This window comes from Pseudonocardia sp. EC080619-01 (assembly GCF_001420995.1).
Classification (GTDB): domain Bacteria; phylum Actinomycetota; class Actinomycetes; order Mycobacteriales; family Pseudonocardiaceae; genus Pseudonocardia.
The window spans coordinates 4,458,933-4,477,449 of the sequence record NZ_CP012184.1 but is presented as its reverse complement, the minus strand read 5'-3'; the positions used below and the strand labels follow the sequence as shown (position 1 = coordinate 4,477,449).

The 18,517-nt window shown below is 72.8% G+C and carries 18 protein-coding genes; 6 read left to right on the top strand and 12 right to left on the bottom strand.

The genetic code is table 11. The annotated features are described in order from the left end of the window. Nucleotides 1–243 precede the first annotated feature (243 nt). The 3 genes from AD017_RS20950 to AD017_RS20940 all read right to left on the bottom strand — a co-directional run bounded on the left by AD017_RS20950 (nucleotide 244) and on the right by AD017_RS20940 (nucleotide 4,783). Nucleotides 244–2,880 (bottom strand): valine--tRNA ligase, encoded by a 2,637-nt coding sequence (locus tag AD017_RS20950; RefSeq protein WP_060575219.1) that lies wholly within the window; start codon nucleotides 2,878–2,880, stop codon nucleotides 244–246. 140 nt (nucleotides 2,881–3,020) lie between these two features. Next, nucleotides 3,021–3,536, bottom strand: coding sequence for a hypothetical protein (locus AD017_RS20945; RefSeq protein ID WP_145982563.1), 516 nt, complete (start codon nucleotides 3,534–3,536; stop codon nucleotides 3,021–3,023). A 32-nt stretch (nucleotides 3,537–3,568) separates the two neighbouring features. After that, nucleotides 3,569–4,783, bottom strand: a complete 1,215-nt coding sequence (locus AD017_RS20940) for an MFS transporter (protein ID WP_060575218.1) — start codon at nucleotides 4,781–4,783, stop codon at nucleotides 3,569–3,571. Nucleotides 4,784–4,847: 64 nt separating this feature from the next. Here AD017_RS20940 and AD017_RS20935 point away from each other — a divergent pair, with 64 nt between their 5' ends. The 3 genes from AD017_RS20935 to AD017_RS20925 all read left to right on the top strand — a co-directional run bounded on the left by AD017_RS20935 (nucleotide 4,848) and on the right by AD017_RS20925 (nucleotide 8,104). After that, nucleotides 4,848–5,270: a PPOX class F420-dependent oxidoreductase gene (locus tag AD017_RS20935; protein ID WP_060575217.1), complete on the top strand. Its 423-nt coding sequence runs from the start codon at nucleotides 4,848–4,850 to the stop codon at nucleotides 5,268–5,270. A gap of 99 nt (nucleotides 5,271–5,369) precedes the next feature. Next, a complete protein-coding gene (locus AD017_RS20930; RefSeq protein WP_145982562.1) occupies nucleotides 5,370–6,848 on the top strand; it encodes an MFS transporter in 1,479 nt (492 codons plus the stop codon). Nucleotides 6,849–7,117: 269 nt separating this feature from the next. Beyond that, nucleotides 7,118–8,104, top strand: a complete 987-nt coding sequence (locus AD017_RS20925; RefSeq protein ID WP_227012801.1) for a family 43 glycosylhydrolase — start codon at nucleotides 7,118–7,120, stop codon at nucleotides 8,102–8,104. 21 nt (nucleotides 8,105–8,125) lie between these two features. Here the strand turns inward: AD017_RS20925 and AD017_RS20920 are convergent, their stop codons facing one another. The 9 genes from AD017_RS20920 to AD017_RS20885 all read right to left on the bottom strand — a co-directional run bounded on the left by AD017_RS20920 (nucleotide 8,126) and on the right by AD017_RS20885 (nucleotide 16,760). After that, nucleotides 8,126–9,670: an alkaline phosphatase gene (locus tag AD017_RS20920; RefSeq protein ID WP_060575216.1), complete on the bottom strand. Its 1,545-nt coding sequence runs from the start codon at nucleotides 9,668–9,670 to the stop codon at nucleotides 8,126–8,128. 80 nt (nucleotides 9,671–9,750) lie between these two features. Next, complete coding sequence (locus AD017_RS35420; RefSeq protein WP_010232502.1) at nucleotides 9,751–9,894, bottom strand: hypothetical protein; 144 nt, start codon at nucleotides 9,892–9,894, stop codon at nucleotides 9,751–9,753. Beyond that, complete coding sequence (locus AD017_RS20915) at nucleotides 9,891–11,294, bottom strand: OFA family MFS transporter (protein WP_060575215.1); 1,404 nt, start codon at nucleotides 11,292–11,294, stop codon at nucleotides 9,891–9,893. The genes AD017_RS35420 and AD017_RS20915 overlap by 4 nt, the downstream gene beginning before the upstream one ends. Before the next feature lie 135 nt (nucleotides 11,295–11,429). After that, nucleotides 11,430–12,719 (bottom strand): ATP-dependent Clp protease ATP-binding subunit ClpX, encoded by a 1,290-nt coding sequence (gene clpX / locus AD017_RS20910; RefSeq protein ID WP_010232504.1) that lies wholly within the window; start codon nucleotides 12,717–12,719, stop codon nucleotides 11,430–11,432. A 204-nt stretch (nucleotides 12,720–12,923) separates the two neighbouring features. Continuing rightward, nucleotides 12,924–13,616 (bottom strand): ATP-dependent Clp protease proteolytic subunit, encoded by a 693-nt coding sequence (locus AD017_RS20905; RefSeq protein WP_010232505.1) that lies wholly within the window; start codon nucleotides 13,614–13,616, stop codon nucleotides 12,924–12,926. Next, complete coding sequence (locus AD017_RS20900; RefSeq protein WP_029239652.1) at nucleotides 13,616–14,212, bottom strand: ATP-dependent Clp protease proteolytic subunit; 597 nt, start codon at nucleotides 14,210–14,212, stop codon at nucleotides 13,616–13,618. Before AD017_RS20900 ends, AD017_RS20905 begins: the two co-directional genes overlap by 1 nt. Nucleotides 14,213–14,509: 297 nt before the next feature. Continuing rightward, on the bottom strand, nucleotides 14,510–15,961 hold the full coding sequence (tig, locus tag AD017_RS20895; RefSeq protein WP_060575214.1) for a trigger factor: 1,452 nt from the start codon (nucleotides 15,959–15,961) through the stop codon (nucleotides 14,510–14,512). A gap of 218 nt (nucleotides 15,962–16,179) precedes the next feature. After that, nucleotides 16,180–16,485 carry a hypothetical protein gene (locus tag AD017_RS20890; protein ID WP_010232509.1) on the bottom strand — a complete coding sequence of 102 codons (306 nt, stop codon included), beginning with the start codon at nucleotides 16,483–16,485 and terminating at the stop codon, nucleotides 16,180–16,182. A 92-nt stretch (nucleotides 16,486–16,577) separates the two neighbouring features. Beyond that, nucleotides 16,578–16,760: a CsbD family protein gene (locus AD017_RS20885; RefSeq protein ID WP_010232510.1), complete on the bottom strand. Its 183-nt coding sequence runs from the start codon at nucleotides 16,758–16,760 to the stop codon at nucleotides 16,578–16,580. A 162-nt stretch (nucleotides 16,761–16,922) separates the two neighbouring features. Here AD017_RS20885 and AD017_RS20880 point away from each other — a divergent pair, with 162 nt between their 5' ends. From AD017_RS20880 to AD017_RS20870, 3 genes are read left to right on the top strand one after another with little or no spacing between them, the layout of a single operon-like run. Next, nucleotides 16,923–17,588, top strand: coding sequence for an RNA polymerase sigma factor (locus tag AD017_RS20880; protein WP_010232511.1), 666 nt, complete (start codon nucleotides 16,923–16,925; stop codon nucleotides 17,586–17,588). Continuing rightward, a complete protein-coding gene (locus tag AD017_RS20875; protein ID WP_010232512.1) occupies nucleotides 17,579–18,136 on the top strand; it encodes an Asp23/Gls24 family envelope stress response protein in 558 nt (185 codons plus the stop codon). The genes AD017_RS20880 and AD017_RS20875 overlap by 10 nt, the downstream gene beginning before the upstream one ends. Next, the gene (locus AD017_RS20870) at nucleotides 18,133–18,492 is read left to right on the top strand and encodes an Asp23/Gls24 family envelope stress response protein (protein ID WP_060575213.1); all 360 of its coding nucleotides are present in this window, start codon (nucleotides 18,133–18,135) and stop codon (nucleotides 18,490–18,492) included. Before AD017_RS20875 ends, AD017_RS20870 begins: the two co-directional genes overlap by 4 nt. The last annotated feature ends 25 nt before the right edge of the window (nucleotides 18,493–18,517 follow it).

Here is an 18,517-nt window from a genome sequence, read left to right as displayed (position 1 = left end):
GGGCGTCCTTCTCGGGGGTCTCCGCCGCCTCGTCGGCGGCCGCGGTGTCCGAGCGGTCCTCGTCGGAGCCGTCCTCCTCGGACTGCTCGGACCGCTCGGAGTCCTCGGACCGCTCGGTGCCGGCCTCCGGCTCCTCGTCGTCGCCGAACCCGCCCTCGGCCCAGCGGTCCCCGCCGTAGGTCGGCGAGTCCTCCTCGTCGAACTGGTCGTAGCCGTGTCGATCGTCGCGTGGTGCCACGTGCCTCAGGCCTCCGGCAGCGCGGCCAGCCGCGCGGTGATCCGCTCGATGTCCGCCAGCGCGGCGGCGTGCCGGGAGCGGATGCCGTCGACGACGTCGGCCGGTGCCTTCTCGGTGAACTTCGGGTTGTTCAGCTTCTTGTCCGCCTGGTCGCGTTCCTTCTCGGCGGCGGCCAGGTCCTTGCCGAGCCGGGCGCGCTCGGCCGCGACGTCGATCGCCCCCGAGGTGTCCAGCTCGACGGTGACCGGCCCCCCGGAGGTCGTGACCTCGAAGGTGGCGGTGGCGGCGAAGTCGTCGCCCGCCGCGTCGAGCCGGTTGAGGAACCGCAGGGCGGTCTCGTGGCCGGCCAGGCCCGCGTCGGTGAGCCCGGCCAGGCGGGCCGCGACGGACTTGCGGTCCGGCAGGCCCTGCTCGGTGCGGAACCGGCGGACCTCGGTGATCACCTTCTGCGCGTCGGTGACCCGGGCGGCCGCGGCGGCGTCGACGGGCGCGCCGGTGTCGGCCGCGGTCGGCCAGGCGGCCGTCACGACGGTCTCGCGACCGGTCAGCGCGGTCCACAACGCCTCGGTGACGAACGGCGCGATCGGGTGCAGCATCCGCAGCAGCGCGTCGAGGACGTGCCCGAGCACCGCACGGGTGCCGGGCGCGGTGGCCGGGTCGTCGAGCTGGGTCTTGCACAGCTCGACGTACCAGTCGGCCAGCTCGTCCCACGCGAAGTGGTAGAGGCCCTCGGTCGCCTTCGCGAACTGGTAGCCGTCGAGCAGTTCGTCGGTCTGGCCGCGGACCTCGGCGAGCCGGCCCAGGATCCAGCGGTCGGCGTCGGTGCGGTCCGCCTCGGCGGGCAGCGGCAGGTGCGGGTCGGCGCCCTTCGAGAGCGCGAACCGGGTGATGTTCCAGAGCTTCGTGGTGAAGTTCCGGGACGCGGCGACCCACTCCGGCGACAGCGACATGTCGGTGCCCGGGTTGGAGCCGCGGGCGATGGTGAACCGCAGCGCGTCGGCGCCGTAGTCCTCCATCAGGTCCAGCGGGTCGATGACGTTGCCCTTGGACTTCGACATCTTCTTGCCGTGCTCGTCGCGGATGAGCCCGTGCAGGTAGACGTCGCGGAACGGGGTATCCCCCATCGCGTAGGTCCCGAACATCATCATCCGGACGACCCAGAAGAAGAGGATGTCGTAGCCGGTGACCAGCACCGAGTTCGGGTAGTAGCGCTCGAGGTCCGGCGTCTCGTCGGGCCAGCCGAGCGTGGAGAACGGCCACAGCCCGGAGGAGAACCAGGTGTCGAGGACGTCGGAGTCCTGCCGCCAGCCCTCGCCGGTCGGCGGCTCCTCGTCCGGCCCGACGCAGACGACCTCGCCGGCGGGGCCGTACCAGACCGGGATCCGGTGCCCCCACCACAGCTGACGGCTGATCGTCCAGTCGTGCATGTTGTCGACCCAGTCGAAGAAGCGCTTCTCCTGCTCCTTCGGGTGCAGCACGGTGCGGCCCTCGCGGACCGCGTCGCCCGCCGCCCTGGCGAGGGGCCCGGTGCTGACGAACCACTGCAGGCTCAGGCGCGGCTCGATCGGGACCTGGGTCCGCGAGCAGTGCCCGACCGAGTGCACGTAGGGCCGCTTCTCGGCGACGATCCGGCCCTCGGCGCACAGCTCCTCGCGGATCGCCTCGCGCGCGGCGAACCGGTCCATCCCGTCGAACCGGGTGCCGGACCCGGCGATCGTGCCGGTCTCGTCCATGATCGTCGGCATCGGCAGGTCGTGCCGCTTCCCGACCTCGAAGTCGTTCGGGTCGTGTGCGGGGGTGATCTTGACGGCGCCGGAGCCGAACTCCGGGTCGACGTAGGTGTCGGCGATGACCGGGATCCGCCGGCCGGTGATCGGCATCTCGATCTCGGTGCCGACCAGCGCTGCGTAGCGCTCGTCGTCGGGGTGGACCGCGACGGCGGTGTCCCCCAGCATCGTCTCGACCCGGGTGGTCGCGACGACGACCGAGGCGTCGCCGTCGCCGTAGCGCATGGAGACGAGCTCGCCCTCGGTCTCGATGTGGTCGACCTCGATGTCGGAGATCGCCGAGCGCAGCGCCGGGGACCAGTTGACCAGGCGCTCGGCCCGGTAGATCAGCCCGTCGTCGAACATCCGCTTGAAGACGGTGGCGACGGCGCGGGACAGCCCCTCGTCGAGGGTGAAGCGCTCGCGGGACCAGTCGACGCCGTCGCCGAGGCGCTCCATCTGCCCCAGGATCGAGCCGCCGGACTCGGCCTTCCACTCCCAGACCTTCTCGACGAACCGCTCGCGGCCGATCGTGTGCCGGTCGGGCTCGCCGGCCGCGGCCATCCGCCGCTCGACGACCGACTGGGTCGCGATGCCGGCGTGGTCCATGCCGGGCAGCCACAGCGCGTCGTAGCCCTGCATCCGGCGGCGCCGGGTCAGGACGTCGATCAGGGTGTGGTCCATCGCGTGGCCCAGGTGCAGGCTGCCGGTGACGTTCGGCGGCGGGATCACGATGCTGAACGCCGGCCTGCCGGACGCCGGGTCGGCCTCGAAGTACCCGCGGTCGACCCAGCGGCGGTACATGTCGCCCTCTACCTCGCCCGGGTTCCACTTGGCGGGCAGGTCGGCGGTACGCGCTCCCAGGGTCTCGGTCACATGTCAAGTCTACGAGTCGGCACCGACAGCTCTCCGGACCCCCGCCGCCACCACCCCCGCCGCACCGCGCCGCACCGCGGGCCCGGACCGGTCAGCACGTTCCGGCCGTCGCCGGGGCCACGACGTGCTGATCGACCGGCTCACGGGACGGGGCGCAGCACGCACCAGGGGCGGGGCATGCCCAGGGTCCGGGCGGCGGTGCCGTCGGCGAAGGCCGCCGGGTGGAACGCCCGGACCGTGCCGGAGCCCGGCTCGTAGACCCGCCAGGTGCCGTCGGCGCGGGCGCCCAGGACCAGCACCCAGTGCCGGGGCAGCCGGCGCGTCCCGACCAGGAGCGGGACCGGCCGACGCGCGGACGCGACCGCGGCGAGCTCGCCCGCCGTGGCGGGCCGGACCCGGAACCGGCCCGCGGCGGGCGCGTGCCGGTGCAGCCACGCCCGCATCCCCCAGGGCGTCGTCCCGAGCGCGCGCGGCCAGAACCGGTTCGCCTGGCGGTGGGCAGCCCGCTGCGCGGCGCCGAACCGCTCCGCCGCCGGGCCCGGCCATCCGGAACCGGTGAGCGCGGCCGTCATCACCAGCACCGACGGCCCGCAGGTGACGCCGTCGACCTGCCGCCCGAGCACACTGCCGACCTCCGGACCCCCGCTCCCGCCCACGACGGTGATCCTGCTGGCCTGCGACGCCGGTGTCACGCCCCGGTCGTCCCCGGGGCGCCCCACCGCCGGTCCAGGAGCACCGAGGCGCAGGCCGGCACGAGTGCACACGCCATCAGGAGCACCCCGATCAGCGGCGGCGCGGTCAGCCCCCAGCCGGCGGCGATCGCGAGCCCACCCAGCGCCGGGCCCAGCGAGTTCCCCACGTTGAACGCCGAGGTGTTCGTCGCACTGGCCAGCGTCGGGGCGGTCCCGGCGAGGGCGAACACGCGGGCGTTCAGCGGGGCGGCGGCGACGAACGCGACGAACCCGAGCCCGACGGCGACCGCCGGGGCCGCGCCGGGGAGCGCGGCCGTCCCGGCGAGCAGCCCGAGCAGGACGCCGGCGCCGACCAGTGCGGCGAACAGCGTCCGCCACGGGTGCCGGTCGGCGAACCGGCCGCCCAGCACGATCCCGGCCAGCGAGCCGACGCCCGCGCCGAACTGCACGGCCGGCACCCAGCCCGGGGCGAGCCCGGCGACCTCGATCAGCAGCGGCGCCAGGTACGCCAGCATCGCGATCATGCCGGCTTGGTAGAGCGCCGTCGTGGTCAGCGCGAGCCACAACCGGGCACGCCGGAACACCGCCAGCTCGGCCGACAGCCGTCGTTCCTGACCGGCGCCCCAGGTACGGGGGACCAGCGTGAGCGCCCCCGCCAGTCCGGCGAGCGCCAGCGCCGCGATGATCCAGAACGTCGCCCGCCAGCCGAACTGCTGCCCGATCACCGTGCCGAGCGGGATGCCGGCCACGTTGGACACGGTCAGCCCGGCGAGCAGCCGGGACAGCGCCCGGGCCCGGTCGCGCGGTCCCACCGACGACACCGTGACGACGGCGGCGACCGCCCAGAACCCGCCGGTCGCGACCGCGGTCAGCACCCGGATCGCCAACAGCAGCGGGTAGCTGGAGGTGAGCGCGCCGAGCACGTGCAGCGCGGCGACGGCCACCAGCATCGCCACCAGCGTGGTGTGCCGCGGCAGCCGCAGCGTCGCGACCGCCATCAGCGGCGCCCCGACGACCATCCCGACGGCGAACCCGGAGATCAGGTAGCCGACCTGGGAGATCGTCACGCCCAGGTCGGCGGCCATGTCGGGCAGCAGCCCGGTGATCACGAACTCGCTGGTGCCGAGCACGAAGATGCTCAGGGCCAGCACCGTGACGACGCGCGGCACGGGCTGCCGTACGTCCACTCCGGTCTCGGTCGCGTGGGACATCGCAGGGAGCCCAACACGGTGACGGCCGCGCGGTCATCCGGATTCCCGCCCTACGCTGCGCGGCATGACCGCTCTCACACCCGAGGTCGCCGGGTTCCTGAACCACGGCACCCGCACCGGGATGCTCGGCTGGACCGCGCGGGACGGCCGCCCACTCGTCGCCCCCGTCTGGTTCCTGGCCGAGGACGACGCGATCGTCTTCAACACCGGGGCCGGCACCGCGAAGGGCCGCGCGATCGTCCGCGACCCGCGGGTCGTGCTGACCGCCGACCTGCCGGAACCGCCGTACGCGTTCGTCCAGGTCCAGGGGATCGCCGAGATCGGCGAGGACCCGGACGAGCTGCTGCGCACCGCCACCGCGCTCGGCCGCCGGTACATGGGCGAGGACCGGGCCGAGGAGTTCGGGCGCCGCAACGGGGTGCCGGGCGAGCTCGTCGTCCGGATCCGGCCGACGAAGGTCGTCGCCTCGCTGGACATGACCGCCTGATCGCTCGTCCCGAACCCGGGTCCGTCCCGCACCGTCCGTCCCGGAGCCGATGAGTTCCGGCGGTCCCGCCGGTCCCAGCTTCCGAGAGGACGGTGGACCATGGACCCCACGCGCCTGGACCTGCGGCACGGCACGCAGCGGACCTTCGCGCACCTGCTGGCGAGCACCCTGACCGTGTCGGTCGTCAACTTCACGGTGTGGTTCGCCGTGACGTTCTGGGTGTTCGTCGAGACCCGGTCGGTGATGGCGACCGGCATCATCGCGGGGATCTTCCTGGCGGCGACGTCGTCGACCGGGATCTGGTTCGGCAGCCTCGTCGACGGGTTCGGCAAGCGCGCGGTGATGCAGGGCTCCGCCGCGGTGTCGCTGGCGATCTACGCGGGCTGCCTGGTCGTCTACCTGACGACGCCGACGGAGGTCTTCCGCGACGCGTCCAGCCCGCTGCTGTGGGGGTTCGTCGTCGCGCTGATGCTCGGCGTGATCACCGGCAACCTGCGCACGATCGCGCTGCCGACACTCGTGACGCTGCTGGTCCCGGCCGGGGTCCGGGACCGCGCGAACGGGCTCGTCGGCACGGCGACCGGGGTCTCGTTCCTGGTGACGTCGGTGCTGTCGGGCCTGCTCGTCGCGTACGACGGCATGCGGTCGGTGCTGCTGCTCGCGCTCGTCGTGCTGGGCGCGTCGCTGCTCCACCTGTCCCGGGTGCGGGTGCCGTCCGCGCCGGTGGACGCCGCCGCCGGGGGCGGGGACGACCGCGGCGGGGTCGACCTGCGCGGGACGCTGCGGGTGGTCGGCTCGGTGCCCGGCCTCCCGGCCCTGATCGTCTTCACCTGCGTGAACAACCTGCTCGGCGGGGTGTTCATGGCGCTGATGGACCCGTACGGCCTGTCCATGATCTCGGTGCAGGCGTGGGGTCTGCTGTGGGGCGCGCTGTCCACCGGCGTGATCGTGGGCGGGCTGCTGGTCGCGCGGACCGGCCTCGGATCGCGACCGATCCGGACCCTGCTGCTGGTGAACGCGACACTGTGGACGGCGACGATGCTGTTCCCGCTGCAGGCCTCGATCGTCCTGCTGACGATCGGGATGACGGTGTTCATGCTGCTCATGCCCTACGCCGAGGCCGCGGAGCAGACCGTCCTGCAGCGGGTGGTGCCCTACGGCAGGCAGGGCCGGGTCTTCGGGTTCGCGCAGAGCGTGGAACAGGCCGCCTCGCCGCTGACGGCGTTCCTGCTCGCGCCCGTCACCGAGCTGGTGGTGGTGCCGTTCATGAGCGACGGCGGCGCCGGTGCCCGGGCGATCGGCGGCTGGTTCGGCACCGGGACCGACCGGGCGATCGCGCTCGTCTTCGTGGTGACGGGGCTGCTCGGACTCGTGGCCACCCTGGCCGCCCTGGCGTCGCGCCCGTACCGGCGGCTCTCCGCCGCCTACCTCGCGGCCCCCGCCGACGACCGGCCCCCCGCCGATCCCGAGGACGTGATGCCCGCAGGCCCCGTCCTGGCGGCCCGGACCCCCGTAGCGGTAGCGCCCGGCCCGGACCTCACAGACCCCCCTGCCTCCCACGACAGCCAGGAGCCCTGACCAGCCCGCCGCCCCGCCCCACGACCTCGCGAGGCACCCCGTCACGGGCCGACGCACCCCACGCAACGGGTGCGGCGCATGGCGACCGGGTGCCGCGGACGGTGACGGGGTGCCGCGCACCGGCACGGGGGCCGCAGCGTGCGCGGCCCGGGGCGGGCGGCGCGGCCGGGCGGGCGGGCGGGGCGGGGCGGTCGCACGCACGGGTGGATCCGGGGTGCCCCGGGCGTGCCGTCCCACCGCGGCGCGGTGCCCTCCCCCACGGTGCGGGGGTGTCGCGAACCAGCCTGCCGCTCACGGCCGTGCTCGCCGCCGCCCTCGCGCTGGCCGCCGTCGCCCTGTACCCCGCACCGGCGCCGGCCGCGGCCGGGGCACCCGCGCACCCGGTCGGCGGCCGCGCCCTCGACGGCTACTACGCCGATCCCGCGATCACCGTCTCGGACGAGACGTACTACCTGTACCCGACCACCGACGGCGAGGGATCGAGCGACGCGTCCTTCACCGCCTGGTCGTCGACGGACCTGGTGAACTGGCGGCCGCGGGGCGAGATCCTGCGGCTCGGCACCGACGTCCGGTGGGCGGAGAAGCTCGCCTGGGCGCCGGAGGTCGCCGAGAAGGACGGCCGCTGGTACCTCTACTTCACCGCCGAGGAGAAGATCGGCGTCGCCGTCGCCGACTCCCCGACGGGACCGTTCCGCGACAGCGGCCGCCCGCTGGTCACGACGAACCCGGGCGGGCGGGGCGCGGCGATCGACCCCGCCGTCGTCGCCGGGCCCGACGGCACCCGCTACCTGTACTGGGGCAACGGCCAGGCGCAGATGGTGCCGCTGAACCCGGACATGGTGTCGTTCGATCCGAAGAAGATCCGGGTGCTGTCCGGGCTGGACGGCTTCGGTGAGGGGATCCACGTCGACCGTCGGGCCGGGACCTGGCACGTCACCTGGTCGATCGGCGACTACCGCTCCGAGGACTACCGGGTCGGCTACGCGACGGGGCCCGGCCCGGCGGGGCCCTTCACCGACCACGGCGTGATCCTCGCGAAGGACGAGGCCGCGGGCGTCCGCGGGCCGGGGCACGGATCGCCGCTGCGGATCCCGGGGACCGACGAGTGGTACTACGCCTACCACCGCTTCGCGATCCCCGGCGGCGACGGGACGCACCGCGAGGTGACCCTGGACCGGCTGCCGATCACCTCCGAGGGCCGGTTCGGGCGGATCACCCCGACGCTCGCCGGTCCCGCACCGCGCCCGGTCCCCTGACCCGCCCGGAGCGGTCCGGGATCAGGCCCGCTGCAGCGTCGTGCTCCAGAGCGAGGCGCCGTCCTGGTCGCGCAGGTGCACGTCCAGCGTCGACCCGTCGGGCGCGACGTCGAGCTCCCCGAAGTGCTGGAACCCCTCCAACGGCGACGCCTCCTGGCGGGACGGCCCGCGTACGAACTCCACCTTCGGCCCGAAGGTCGGGTCGAGCTCGTTCGGCCCGAACGCTCCGGCGTGCAGCGGCCCGGAGACGAACTCCCAGAACGGGTCGAACCCGTCGAACGCGGCCCGCTCGGGCGAGTAGTGGTGGGCGGCGGTGTAGTGCACGTCCGCGGTCACCCAGACGACGTTGCGGATCCCGCGGCGGCGGATGCCCGCCAGCACCCCGGCGATCTCGGACTCGCGCCCGCTCGGCGGACCCGGCACCCCGTTGGCGACGGCCTCCCATGCGGTGTCACCGTCCGGCACCTGCACCCCGATCGGCATGTCCGACTGGATGATCTTCCAGGTGGCCCGGGAGTCGGCGAGCGACTCCACCAGCCAGCGCGCCTGGGCCTCACCGAGGATCCGCTCGCCGGTACCGGTGTTGGCCGAGTTCGGGGTCCGGTAGGTGCGCATGTCGAGCACGAACACCTCGACCTGCGGGCCGAACGTCAGCCGCCGGTACACCCGCCCGTCGACGGCGGTGCGCGGGTCCAGCGGCTGCCACTCGTGGAACGCCCGGAACCCGCGGGCGGCGAGCACGTCGACCCGCTTCTCGGTGTACTTCTCCCCGACCTCGCCGGTCAGGATCTCGCCGGGGTACCAGTTGTTGGTGACCTCGTGGTCGTCCCACTGGACGATCTGGCCCACCGACGCGGCGAACCGGCGCATGTTGTCGTCGCGCAGGTTGTAGGCGAACTGGCCGCGGAACTCGGCCAGCGTCTCCGCGACCTTCGCCTTCTCGGCGGTCATCTCGTTGCGCCAGACCCGGCCGTCGGGCAGCGTGACCGTCTCCTCCAGCGGGCCGTCGGCGTAGACGGTGTCCCCGGAGTGCAGGAACAGGTCCGGCTCGCGGTCCGCCATCGCGGAGAAGATCCGCATCCCGCCGTGCGCCCGGTCGATGCCCCAGCCCTGCCCGACGACGTCGCCGGACCACTGGATCCGGACCGGCTCCCCGCGTCCGGGCTCGGCCCGGAAGCTGCCGGTGAGCGACTCGCTCGCACCGCCGCCGTCGAGCGCCTCCGCGACGACGCGGTAGTGCACCCGGCCACGACGGGCGGGCACCCGCAGCCGGCCGGTGAAGTCGCCGTCGGGGGTCAGCAGCGGGCCGGGGACGCGCAGGGCCCGCCGGAAGTCCGGCGAGTCCGCGACCTCGACGACCATCCGGGACGGCCGGTCGGCCCGCGTCCAGACCAGACCGGAGCCGCCGCGGACGTCCCCGGCCTGGACGCCGTGGGTGAGGACGGGGCGTCCGGAGCGGACCAGTGCCGGTGCCGCGGACGCGGTGGTGGGAAGGGACAGCGCGGCGCCGGCGGCGAGGCCGCCGGCGGCCGCGGTGCGGAACAGGGAACGTCGTGACAGGACCACGACGCCGTTCTAATCCGGACGGGTGAACAACAACCGGACCATCCGGGTGAACGGCCGGTGAACCGGCCGTGGGTGATCTCTCAGCCGAACAGGGCCGGGATCTTCAGGACCAGCTCGTAGAGGCCGTAGGCGAACGGCACCCCGACCCAGATCCAGGCCAGGACCGCCCCGAGCCACTGCAGCGGGCTCCACGTGGCGGATCCCGCCACCTCGGACGTGCTCACGACTGTGCCCCCTTCGCCTCGGCGGTCTCGGTCTCCGGGCCGGTGGCGGTGTCCTCCGGCTCGGGTTCGTGGTGCTTCGCGTCGACCGGCCGGATCAGCTCGTTGCACACGAACGCGATCACCAGCAGCCCGATCATGATCGAGAAGGCGGTGGTGTACCGGGCCGGGCCCTGCACGCCGGCCTCGATGCGGGCGTCGGCGATCGCGTTGACGATCAGCGGCCCGAGCACGCCCGCCGTGGACCAGGCGGTCAACAGCCGGCCGTGGATCGCGCCGACCTGGTAGGTGCCGAACAGGTCCCGGAGGTAGGCGGGGACGGTGGCGAAACCGGCGCCGTAGAACGAGAGGATCAGCACCGCGGCCACGATGAACAGTGCCCGGTTCGAGTTCGGGATCAGCGTGATCAGCAGGTAGAGCAGCGCGCCGACACCCAGGTAGATCCGGTACATGTTCTTGCGGCCCAGCACGTCCGACAGGGACGACCAGGCGATCCGGCCCGCGGAGTTCGCGAGCGAGAGGATCGAGACGAAGCCGACCGCGGCGGCCGCCAGCGTCTCCGCGGGCGAGGAGTCCGCGAAGAAGTCCTTGAAGATCGGGTTGGCCCGTTCCAGGATCCCGATGCCCGCGGTGACGTTGAAGCACAGGACCACCCACAGCAGCCAGAACTGCGGGGTCCTGATCGCGTTGCGTGCCGACACCTGGCCGGTCGAGATCATCCCGGACTTCTTCGCCGCGGCGGGCGACCAGCCTGCCGGCGCCCAGCCCTCGGCCGGGACCCGGATCAGCAGCCAGCCCAGCGACATGAAGACCAGGTAGATGGCCCCCATGGCGAGGAAGGTGTTGCCGATGCCCGGCACCGAGGGCGAGTCACCGCTCGCACCGAAGGTCGACAGCAGCGACGCCGTCAGCGGGGACGCGATCAGCGCGCCGCCACCGAAACCCATGATCGCGAGGCCGGTGGCCAGGCCCGGCCGGTCCGGGAACCACTTGATCAGGGTGGACACCGGCGAGATGTACCCGACGCCCAGCCCGATACCGCCGACGAAGCCGTACCCGAGCACGACCAGCCAGAACCAGCCGAGATGCAGGCCGAGGCCGGAGATCAGGAAGCCGGAGACGAAGCACGCCGTGGCGACGACCATCGCCCAGCGGGGCCCGTTGGCGTCGACCTTCGTGCCGAACAGTGCCGACGACAGCCCCAGCATGATGATGGCCAGGGTGAAGGGCAGCGCGCTCGCGACACCCGAGATGTCGAGCCCGTTCTCCAGCGGGGCCTTGAACGCGCTCCACGCGTACGCCTGGCCGATCGCCAGGTGGATCGAGAGCGCCGCCGGTGGCACGAGCCACCTGCTCCACCCGGGTGGAGCGACGATCCGCTCCCTCGTCAGAAAACCGGCCATCGTGCCCCTCCGTCGTCCGTTGCGGGCGCAACGCTAAGTAACGACGAACGGTACGGCAACCGGAGTAGTGCACTCGACGCGGCAACGCCGGCCCCACCCTGTGGGCGGGACCGGCGTCGCGGCGGGTGACCGGGCTCAGGCCGAGCGGTCGCGGCGCTCCCGGCGCGGGGGCTGCCGCGGGACGATCGTCGGGTTGACGTTCTCCTTGACCGTCTGCGCGGTGACGACGACCTTCGCCACGTCGTCGCGGCTCGGGATGTCGTACATGACCGGGAGGAGCACCTCCTCCATGATCGCCCGCAGGCCACGGGCGCCGGTGCCGCGCAGGATCGCGAGATCGGCGACGGCCTCCAGCGCCTCCTCGGCGAAGTCGAGCTCCACGCCGTCCATCTCGAACAGCTTGCGGTACTGCTTCACCAGGGCGTTGCGCGGCTCGGTGAGGATCTTGACCAGGGCGTCCTTGTCCAGCGAGGTCACCGATGCCACGATCGGCAGCCGGCCGATGAACTCGGGGATGAGGCCGAACTTGATGAGGTCCTCGGGGAGGGTCTCGGCGAAGCTCTCCGCCGGGTCCATGTCCTTCTTCGAGCGGATGTCCGCGCCGAAGCCGATCCCCGACTTGCCGACCCGCTCCCCGATGATCCGCTCCAGCCCGGCGAAGGCGCCGGCCACGATGAACAGCACGTTCGTCGTGTCGATCTGGATGAACTCCTGGTGCGGGTGCTTGCGCCCGCCCTGCGGCGGCACGCTCGCGGTGGTGCCCTCGAGGATCTTCAGCAGCGCCTGCTGGACACCCTCGCCGGAGACGTCCCGGGTGATCGACGGGTTCTCCGACTTGCGGGCGATCTTGTCGACCTCGTCGATGTAGATGATGCCGGTCTCGGCACGCTTCACGTCGTAGTCGGCGGCCTGGATCAGCTTCAGCAGGATGTTCTCGACGTCCTCGCCGACGTAGCCGGCCTCCGTCAGCGCGGTCGCGTCGGCGATGGCGAACGGCACGTTCAGCAGCTTCGCGAGGGTCTGCGCGAGGTAGGTCTTGCCGCACCCGGTCGGGCCGAGCATCAGGATGTTCGACTTGGCGATCTCGATGCCGTCGCCGTCGCCGTTGCCGCTGGCGCGGAGGCGCTCGCCGGCCTGGATGCGCTTGTAGTGGTTGTAGACGGCCACGGACAGCGTCCGCTTGGTGTCGGGCTGACCGACGACGTACTGGTCGAGGAAGTCGTGGATCTCGGCGGGCTTCGGCAGCTCGTCGAGCTTGACCTCACCGGCCTCGGCCAGCTCCTCCTCGATGATCTCGTTGCAGAGATCGATGCACTCGTCGCAGATGTAGACGCCGGGGCCGGCGATGAGCTTCTTGACCTGCTTCTGGCTCTTCCCGCAGAAGGAGCACTTGAGCAGGTCCCCGCCGTCGCCGATGCGTGCCATAGGTGTCGATCCCCAGTCCTGGTCCGGCGTTCTCGCGTCGTGCCCGTCGTCTCCGGAGAGACCGGTCCTCCGGGACCGCGTGGCCTCCGGGGACGACGGTACCTGCCCGGACCCGCCGCCGGGACCGGAAGAAGAGTCCGATTCCGCGGCGGGTCGGCGGGCGGTCACCGGGGCCGTGCCCGGCCCCGGTGACCCGGGATGTCGTCAGCGGCCGCCGGTGGCGGACAGCTTCCGGCTCTGGACGATCTCGTCGACCAGGCCGTACTCCTTGGCCTCCTCGGCCGTCAGGATCTTGTCCCGGTCGATGTCGTCGCGCACCTGCTCGGCGGTGCGGTTCGAGTGCCGGGCGATGACCTCCTCCATCCGCTTGCGGATGCGGGAGATCTCGGTGGCCTGGATCTCCAGGTCGGAGGCCTGGCCGTAGACACCCTCGGTGGCCGGCTGGTGGATCAGGATGCGGGCGTTCTCGACCGCCATCCGGCGACCCGGGGTGCCCGCGCACAGCAGCACCGCCGCGGCCGACGCCGCCTGCCCGAGGCAGACGGTCTGGATGTCGGGCCGGATGAACTGCATCGTGTCGTAGATCGCCATCAGCGAGGTGAAGGACCCGCCCGGCGAGTTGATGTACAGCGAGATCTCGCGGTCCGGGTCGAGCGACTCGAGCACCAGCAGCTGGGCCATCGTGTCGTTCGCCGAGGTGTCGTTGATCTGCTCACCGAGGAAGATGATGCGCTCCTCGAAGAGCTTGTTGTACGGGTTCGACTCCTTGACCCCGTAGCTGGTGCGCTCGACGTAGGAGGGCAGCACGTAACGGGACCGGATCGGGTCCGGCGCGTAGCCACCGGGCCCGCGCAGGTCCGCCACGGACTCGGGGTGGCGCGGATCGAAGGTGCTCATCAGGCGCTCCCGTTCTGCGAACCCGACGCGCGGCCGGCGTGGGTCACGACGTGGTCGACGAAGCCGTAGTCCTTGGCCTCCTCGGCGGTGAACCAGCGGTCACGGTCCGAGTCCCGCTCGATGGTCTCGAGCGACTGGCCGGTGTGCTGCGCGATCAGCTCGGCCATCTCCCGCTTCGTCTTGCGCATCTGCTCGGCGAGGATGGTGATGTCGGCTTCGGTGCCGCCGATCCCGCCGGACGGCTGGTGCATCATGATCCGCGCGTGCGGCAGCGCGAAGCGCTTGCCCGGCGTCCCTGCGGAGAGCAGGAATTGGCCCATCGAGGCGGCCATGCCCATCGCCGTGGTCGACACGTCGCACGGGATGAGGTTCATGGTGTCGAAGACGGCCATGCCGTCGGTCACCGAACCACCCGGCGAGTTGATGTAGAGCTCGATGTCCTTCTCGGGGTCCTCGGCTGCGAGGAGCAGCATCTGCGCGGCGATCCGGTTCGAGATCTCCGCGTCGACCTGCTGGCCGAGGACGATGATCCGCTGCTGGAGCAGCCGCTCGTACACCGAGTCGGACAGCGACATGCTGTGGGTCGCGGCCCGCATCTGCGGCCCGCTACCGAGGCCCGCGAGCGGGCCGATGTCCTGCTGGCTCACTTCACCCTGCTTTCCGAAGTCGGGCCGGGCGGGCACGACGTCGGTCGTGCCCGCCCAGGTCCCGAAAGTCTTCCTCTGGATCGCTCTCGGTTCTCCGGTATTCGGGTCTTGCGAACCCGTCCACGGTCCCTCGTGGGGACCGGTTCGAGGCCGACCCTACGCGGACACCGGTGCCCGCGCGGGGAGCGACGCCCGATGTTCGCCGAGAGCGCACCACGTGCCGTTCCGGACGGGTGGACGGCCAGGTCAGGCCTTGGCGTCCGCCTTCTCGCCGGAGGCCTCGTCCGCCGCGTCGGCGGCCTCGGAGGTGGTGTCCTCCGAGCCCTCGACCACGGTCCCCTCGACGGTCCCCTCGGCGGCCTCGTCGGTGGCCTCGTCGTCGCCCAGGAGGTCGGACAGGTCGACCGCCTCACCGTTCGGCAGCGTCACCGAGGCGGCACGCACGGCGGTGATCAGCGCCTTGGAGCGGCGGACGTCCTGGTAGATCGCGCCGATCTGGCCGGCCTGCTGGATCTGCTGGACGAACTGCTCGGGCGCCATGCCGTACTGCTGGGCCTGGTAGAGGATCCGCTCGGTGATCTCCTGGTCGTTGACCGAGACCTCCTCGGAGTCCGCCAGCGCGTCGAGCACGAGGCGGTAGCGGACGGCCTTCTCGGCCTCCTCGCGCGACTCAGCGTCGAACTGCTCCCGGGTCTTGTCCTGGGAGGACAGGAACTCCGCGAAGCGCTCCTCGTCGTGGTCGAAGGCGTGCACCGCGTCGTGCAGGCGGTTGTCGACCTCGGCCTGGACGACGCTCTCCGGCAGCGGGACCTCGGTGCCCTCGACCAGCTTGTCGAGCAGGCGGTCGCGGGCCTGGGCGGCCTGCTCCATCCGCTTCGACTGGCCGAGGCGCTCGCGCAGGTTCTCGGTCAGCTCGTCGAGCGTGTCGAACTCGGAGGCGAGCTGGGCGAACTCGTCGTCGGCGTCGGGGAGGTGACGCTCCTTGACGGTGGTCACCTTGACCGTGATCTCGGCGTCGGCGTCGGCGTGCTCGCCGGCGACCAGCTTCGAGGTGAAGGTCTTCTCCTCGTCGGCCGACATGCCCTCGAGGGCCTCGTCGATGCCCTCGATGAGGCCGCCCTGACCGATCTCGTAGGAGAACCCGGTGGTGGTGGCCTCCTCGATCTCCTTGCCGTCGACGGCGGCGGAGAGGTCGATCTGGACGTAGTCGCCCGAGGTCGCGGGACGCTCGACACCGGCCAGGGTGCCGAAGCGGGCGCGCAGCTGGTCCAGCTGCTCGGTGACCTGCTCCTCGTCGACCTCGGTCTCGTCGACCTCGACGGCCAGGCCGTCGAGGTCCGGCAGCGCGATCTCGGGGCGGACGTCGACCTCGGCGGTGAACGCGATGCGCTCGCCGTCGGCGATCTCGGTGACCTCGATGTCCGGACGGCCGATCGGGGTGACGTCCTCGGCCGAGACGACGGCCTCCTGGTACTTCGTCGGGATCGCGTTGTTCACGACCTCGTCGAGCACCGGGGCCCGGCCGATCCGCGCCTCGAGGATGCGGGCCGGGGCCTTGCCCGGGCGGAAGCCCGGGATCCGGACCTGCTGGGCGATCTTCTTGTACGCGCGGTCGAAGTCGGGCTTGAGCTCGTCGAACGGCACCTCGACGTTGATCCGGACGCGCGTCGGGCTGAGGTGCTCGACGGTGCTCTTCACGGTGGAACTCCTTGCCGGTACGGGCTGGTGCAACGGGCCGCGCCGCGCGCGGCCCCGGTCGGTGTCTCTCCCCCGCCCTCCGGGTGTCGGTGGACGATCCCGGGCTGACCCGGGCGTCCCTCCCGGCCGGGCGCGGGCACGTCGGACGTGCCCGGCTACGGCGGGGGCCCGCGCGAGTCTAGGCGAGGCTCGTCACGGCGTGTCGGGCCGGGCGTGCCTCAGCGCGACGGGACGGGATCGACCCCGCCCACGTCGGCCACCGTGACCTCCACGTCCACGGTGTCGTCGCCGAGGACGGCACGGACGCGGGCCGCGATCCCGTCGGCGATCTCGGCGAACGGGACGCCGAGGCCGACGACGACGGCGATCTCCACGGGGTCGCCGAGGCGGACGCCCCACACCCGGTGGCCGGGGAGGTAGGAGGCGATGGAGCCGAACGGCCCGCCGTCGAGCCGCAGCACCGACGGGTGCGCCAGCACGGCCGTCGCCACGTCCTGCGGCCCGGGGCCCGTGTGCTCGTCCACGCGGGCACCCTAGCCCCGCCGACGGTCCCCGGCCCCGCACACGACGACGGCGGCGCCCGGTCGTGGGCGCCGCCGTCGTCGGAGGGGGTGGATCAGTCCTTCGAGCTCTTGAAGGTGTCCTTCAGCTTCTCGCCGGCCTGCTTGAGGTTCCCGGTGACCTGGTCCTTCTTGCCCTCGGCCTCGAGGTCCTGGTCGTCGGCCGCACGGCCCACGGCCTCCTTGGCCTTCCCGCCCAGCTCCTCGGTCTTGTTGTCGATCTTGTCTCCGAGACCCATGGGGCTCACCCGCTTCCTCTGCGTGTCCGACGCGCGACGGCACGAGCCGGTCGCTACCGTCGCTGACACGCGCCGGGTACCCCGTCGATCACGTCTCAACCGCGGGAGAGACGGACATCTCGGACGCGGGACCATCGCCCACACCGATCGGGACGGACGGACGTGCAGGTCACCCACCGGACGACCCAGGACGGGTCGCCGACCGCGACGCCGGTCGGGGGCGCACCGGTGGACGGTGCCGCACCGCCCGAGGCGCAGGGTGCGGCGACGCCGCGCGCCGCGCTCGACGAGCCGACCCTCGTCGCACGGGCGCAGGACGGTGACGTGCACGCCTTCGAGGAGCTGGCCCGCCGGCACCAGGACGCCCTGTTCCGGGTCGCGGTGCGGGTGCTCGGCCAGCGCGCGGACGCCGAGGACGCGCTGCAGGAGGCCCTGATCGACGCGTGGCGCCGGATCGGCACCTTCCGCGGCGAGGCCGCGTTCTCGACCTGGATGTACCGCATCGTCACGCACCGCTGCACCGCGCTCATGCGCCGGAACCGGCGGACCGAGCCGCTGCCCGCGGAGGACGGCGCCGGGTCCTCCGTCCTGGTCACCGGATCCGGCTCCCCGGAACGGGCCGCCGAGGTCGACGCCGAGATGGCCGCGCTGTCCCGGGCCGTGGCCGAGCTGCCCGGCGAGCAGCGCACCTGCTGGGTGCTGCGCGAGCTGGAGGGGCTCGGGTACGCCGACATCTCCCACATCACCGGTGTCTCCGAGACGGCGGTACGCGGGAGGATCCACCGGGCACGGACGGCCCTGGCGGAGAGGATGCGGGCATGGCGGTAGAGCAGGTGGAGCCGCTGGCCTGCGGGCGCGACGCCGCCGACGTCTGGGAGCACGCCGAGGGCGGCACCCTCGACGAGCACGAGGTGTCCTGCCCGCACTGCGTCGCGGCGCGGGCCGACCACGACCGGCTCGGCGGGCTCGTCGCCCGGATGGCGGCCGAGCCGCTGCGGCCGCCGCCGTCGGTCCTGGAGCAGGTGATGGGCGCGGTCGTGGCGGACCTGCGTCCGCACGAGCTGCTGGAGATCGGGCCGGACGCCTGGCTGGGACGCCCGGCCGCGGAGGCCGCGCTGCGGCACGTCGTCGACTCGATGGGCGGCCTGCGGGCCCGGCGCTGCCGGATCGAGCAGGCCCGCGGCCCCGGCCCGGCCGAGCCGGTCTGGGTCCGGATGACGGTGTCCGCGCGGTTCGGTGTCGACCTCGCCTCGGTCACCGCGCGGGTCCGGCAGATGATCATCTCGGCCGGAGAACGGACGCTCGGCGTGCCGATCGCCGGCGTCGACATCCATGTGGAGGACGTGTGGGAGGAGCCGGAGGTGGCACGCCGGTGAGCACCGTCCGCGTCCACGTCTCGGACCTGGCGGTCGCCCGGGTCGCCGCGCGCCGGGCCCGCGCGGTCCCGGGCGTGGCGACACTGCTGGGCGACGTGACCCAGACCCTGCTCGGGCTGGCCGCGACCTGGCTGCCCCGCTACCCGGTGCCCGACGAGCTGCGCACCCAGGGCGTCGTCGCGACCGTCCTCGGCCGGGAGGCCGAGATCCGGGTGACCGTCGGCGTCCGGCTGGGGACGCCGTGCGCGGACCTCGCGGCGCGGGTGCAGCGCGAGGTGGCCGAGGAGGTCGCCGCGGTCACCGGCCTCGCGGCGCGGGTCCGGGTCACGGTCGCCGGCATCGATCTCCCCGCCTGAGACCTCCCCGCCTGAGACCTCCCCG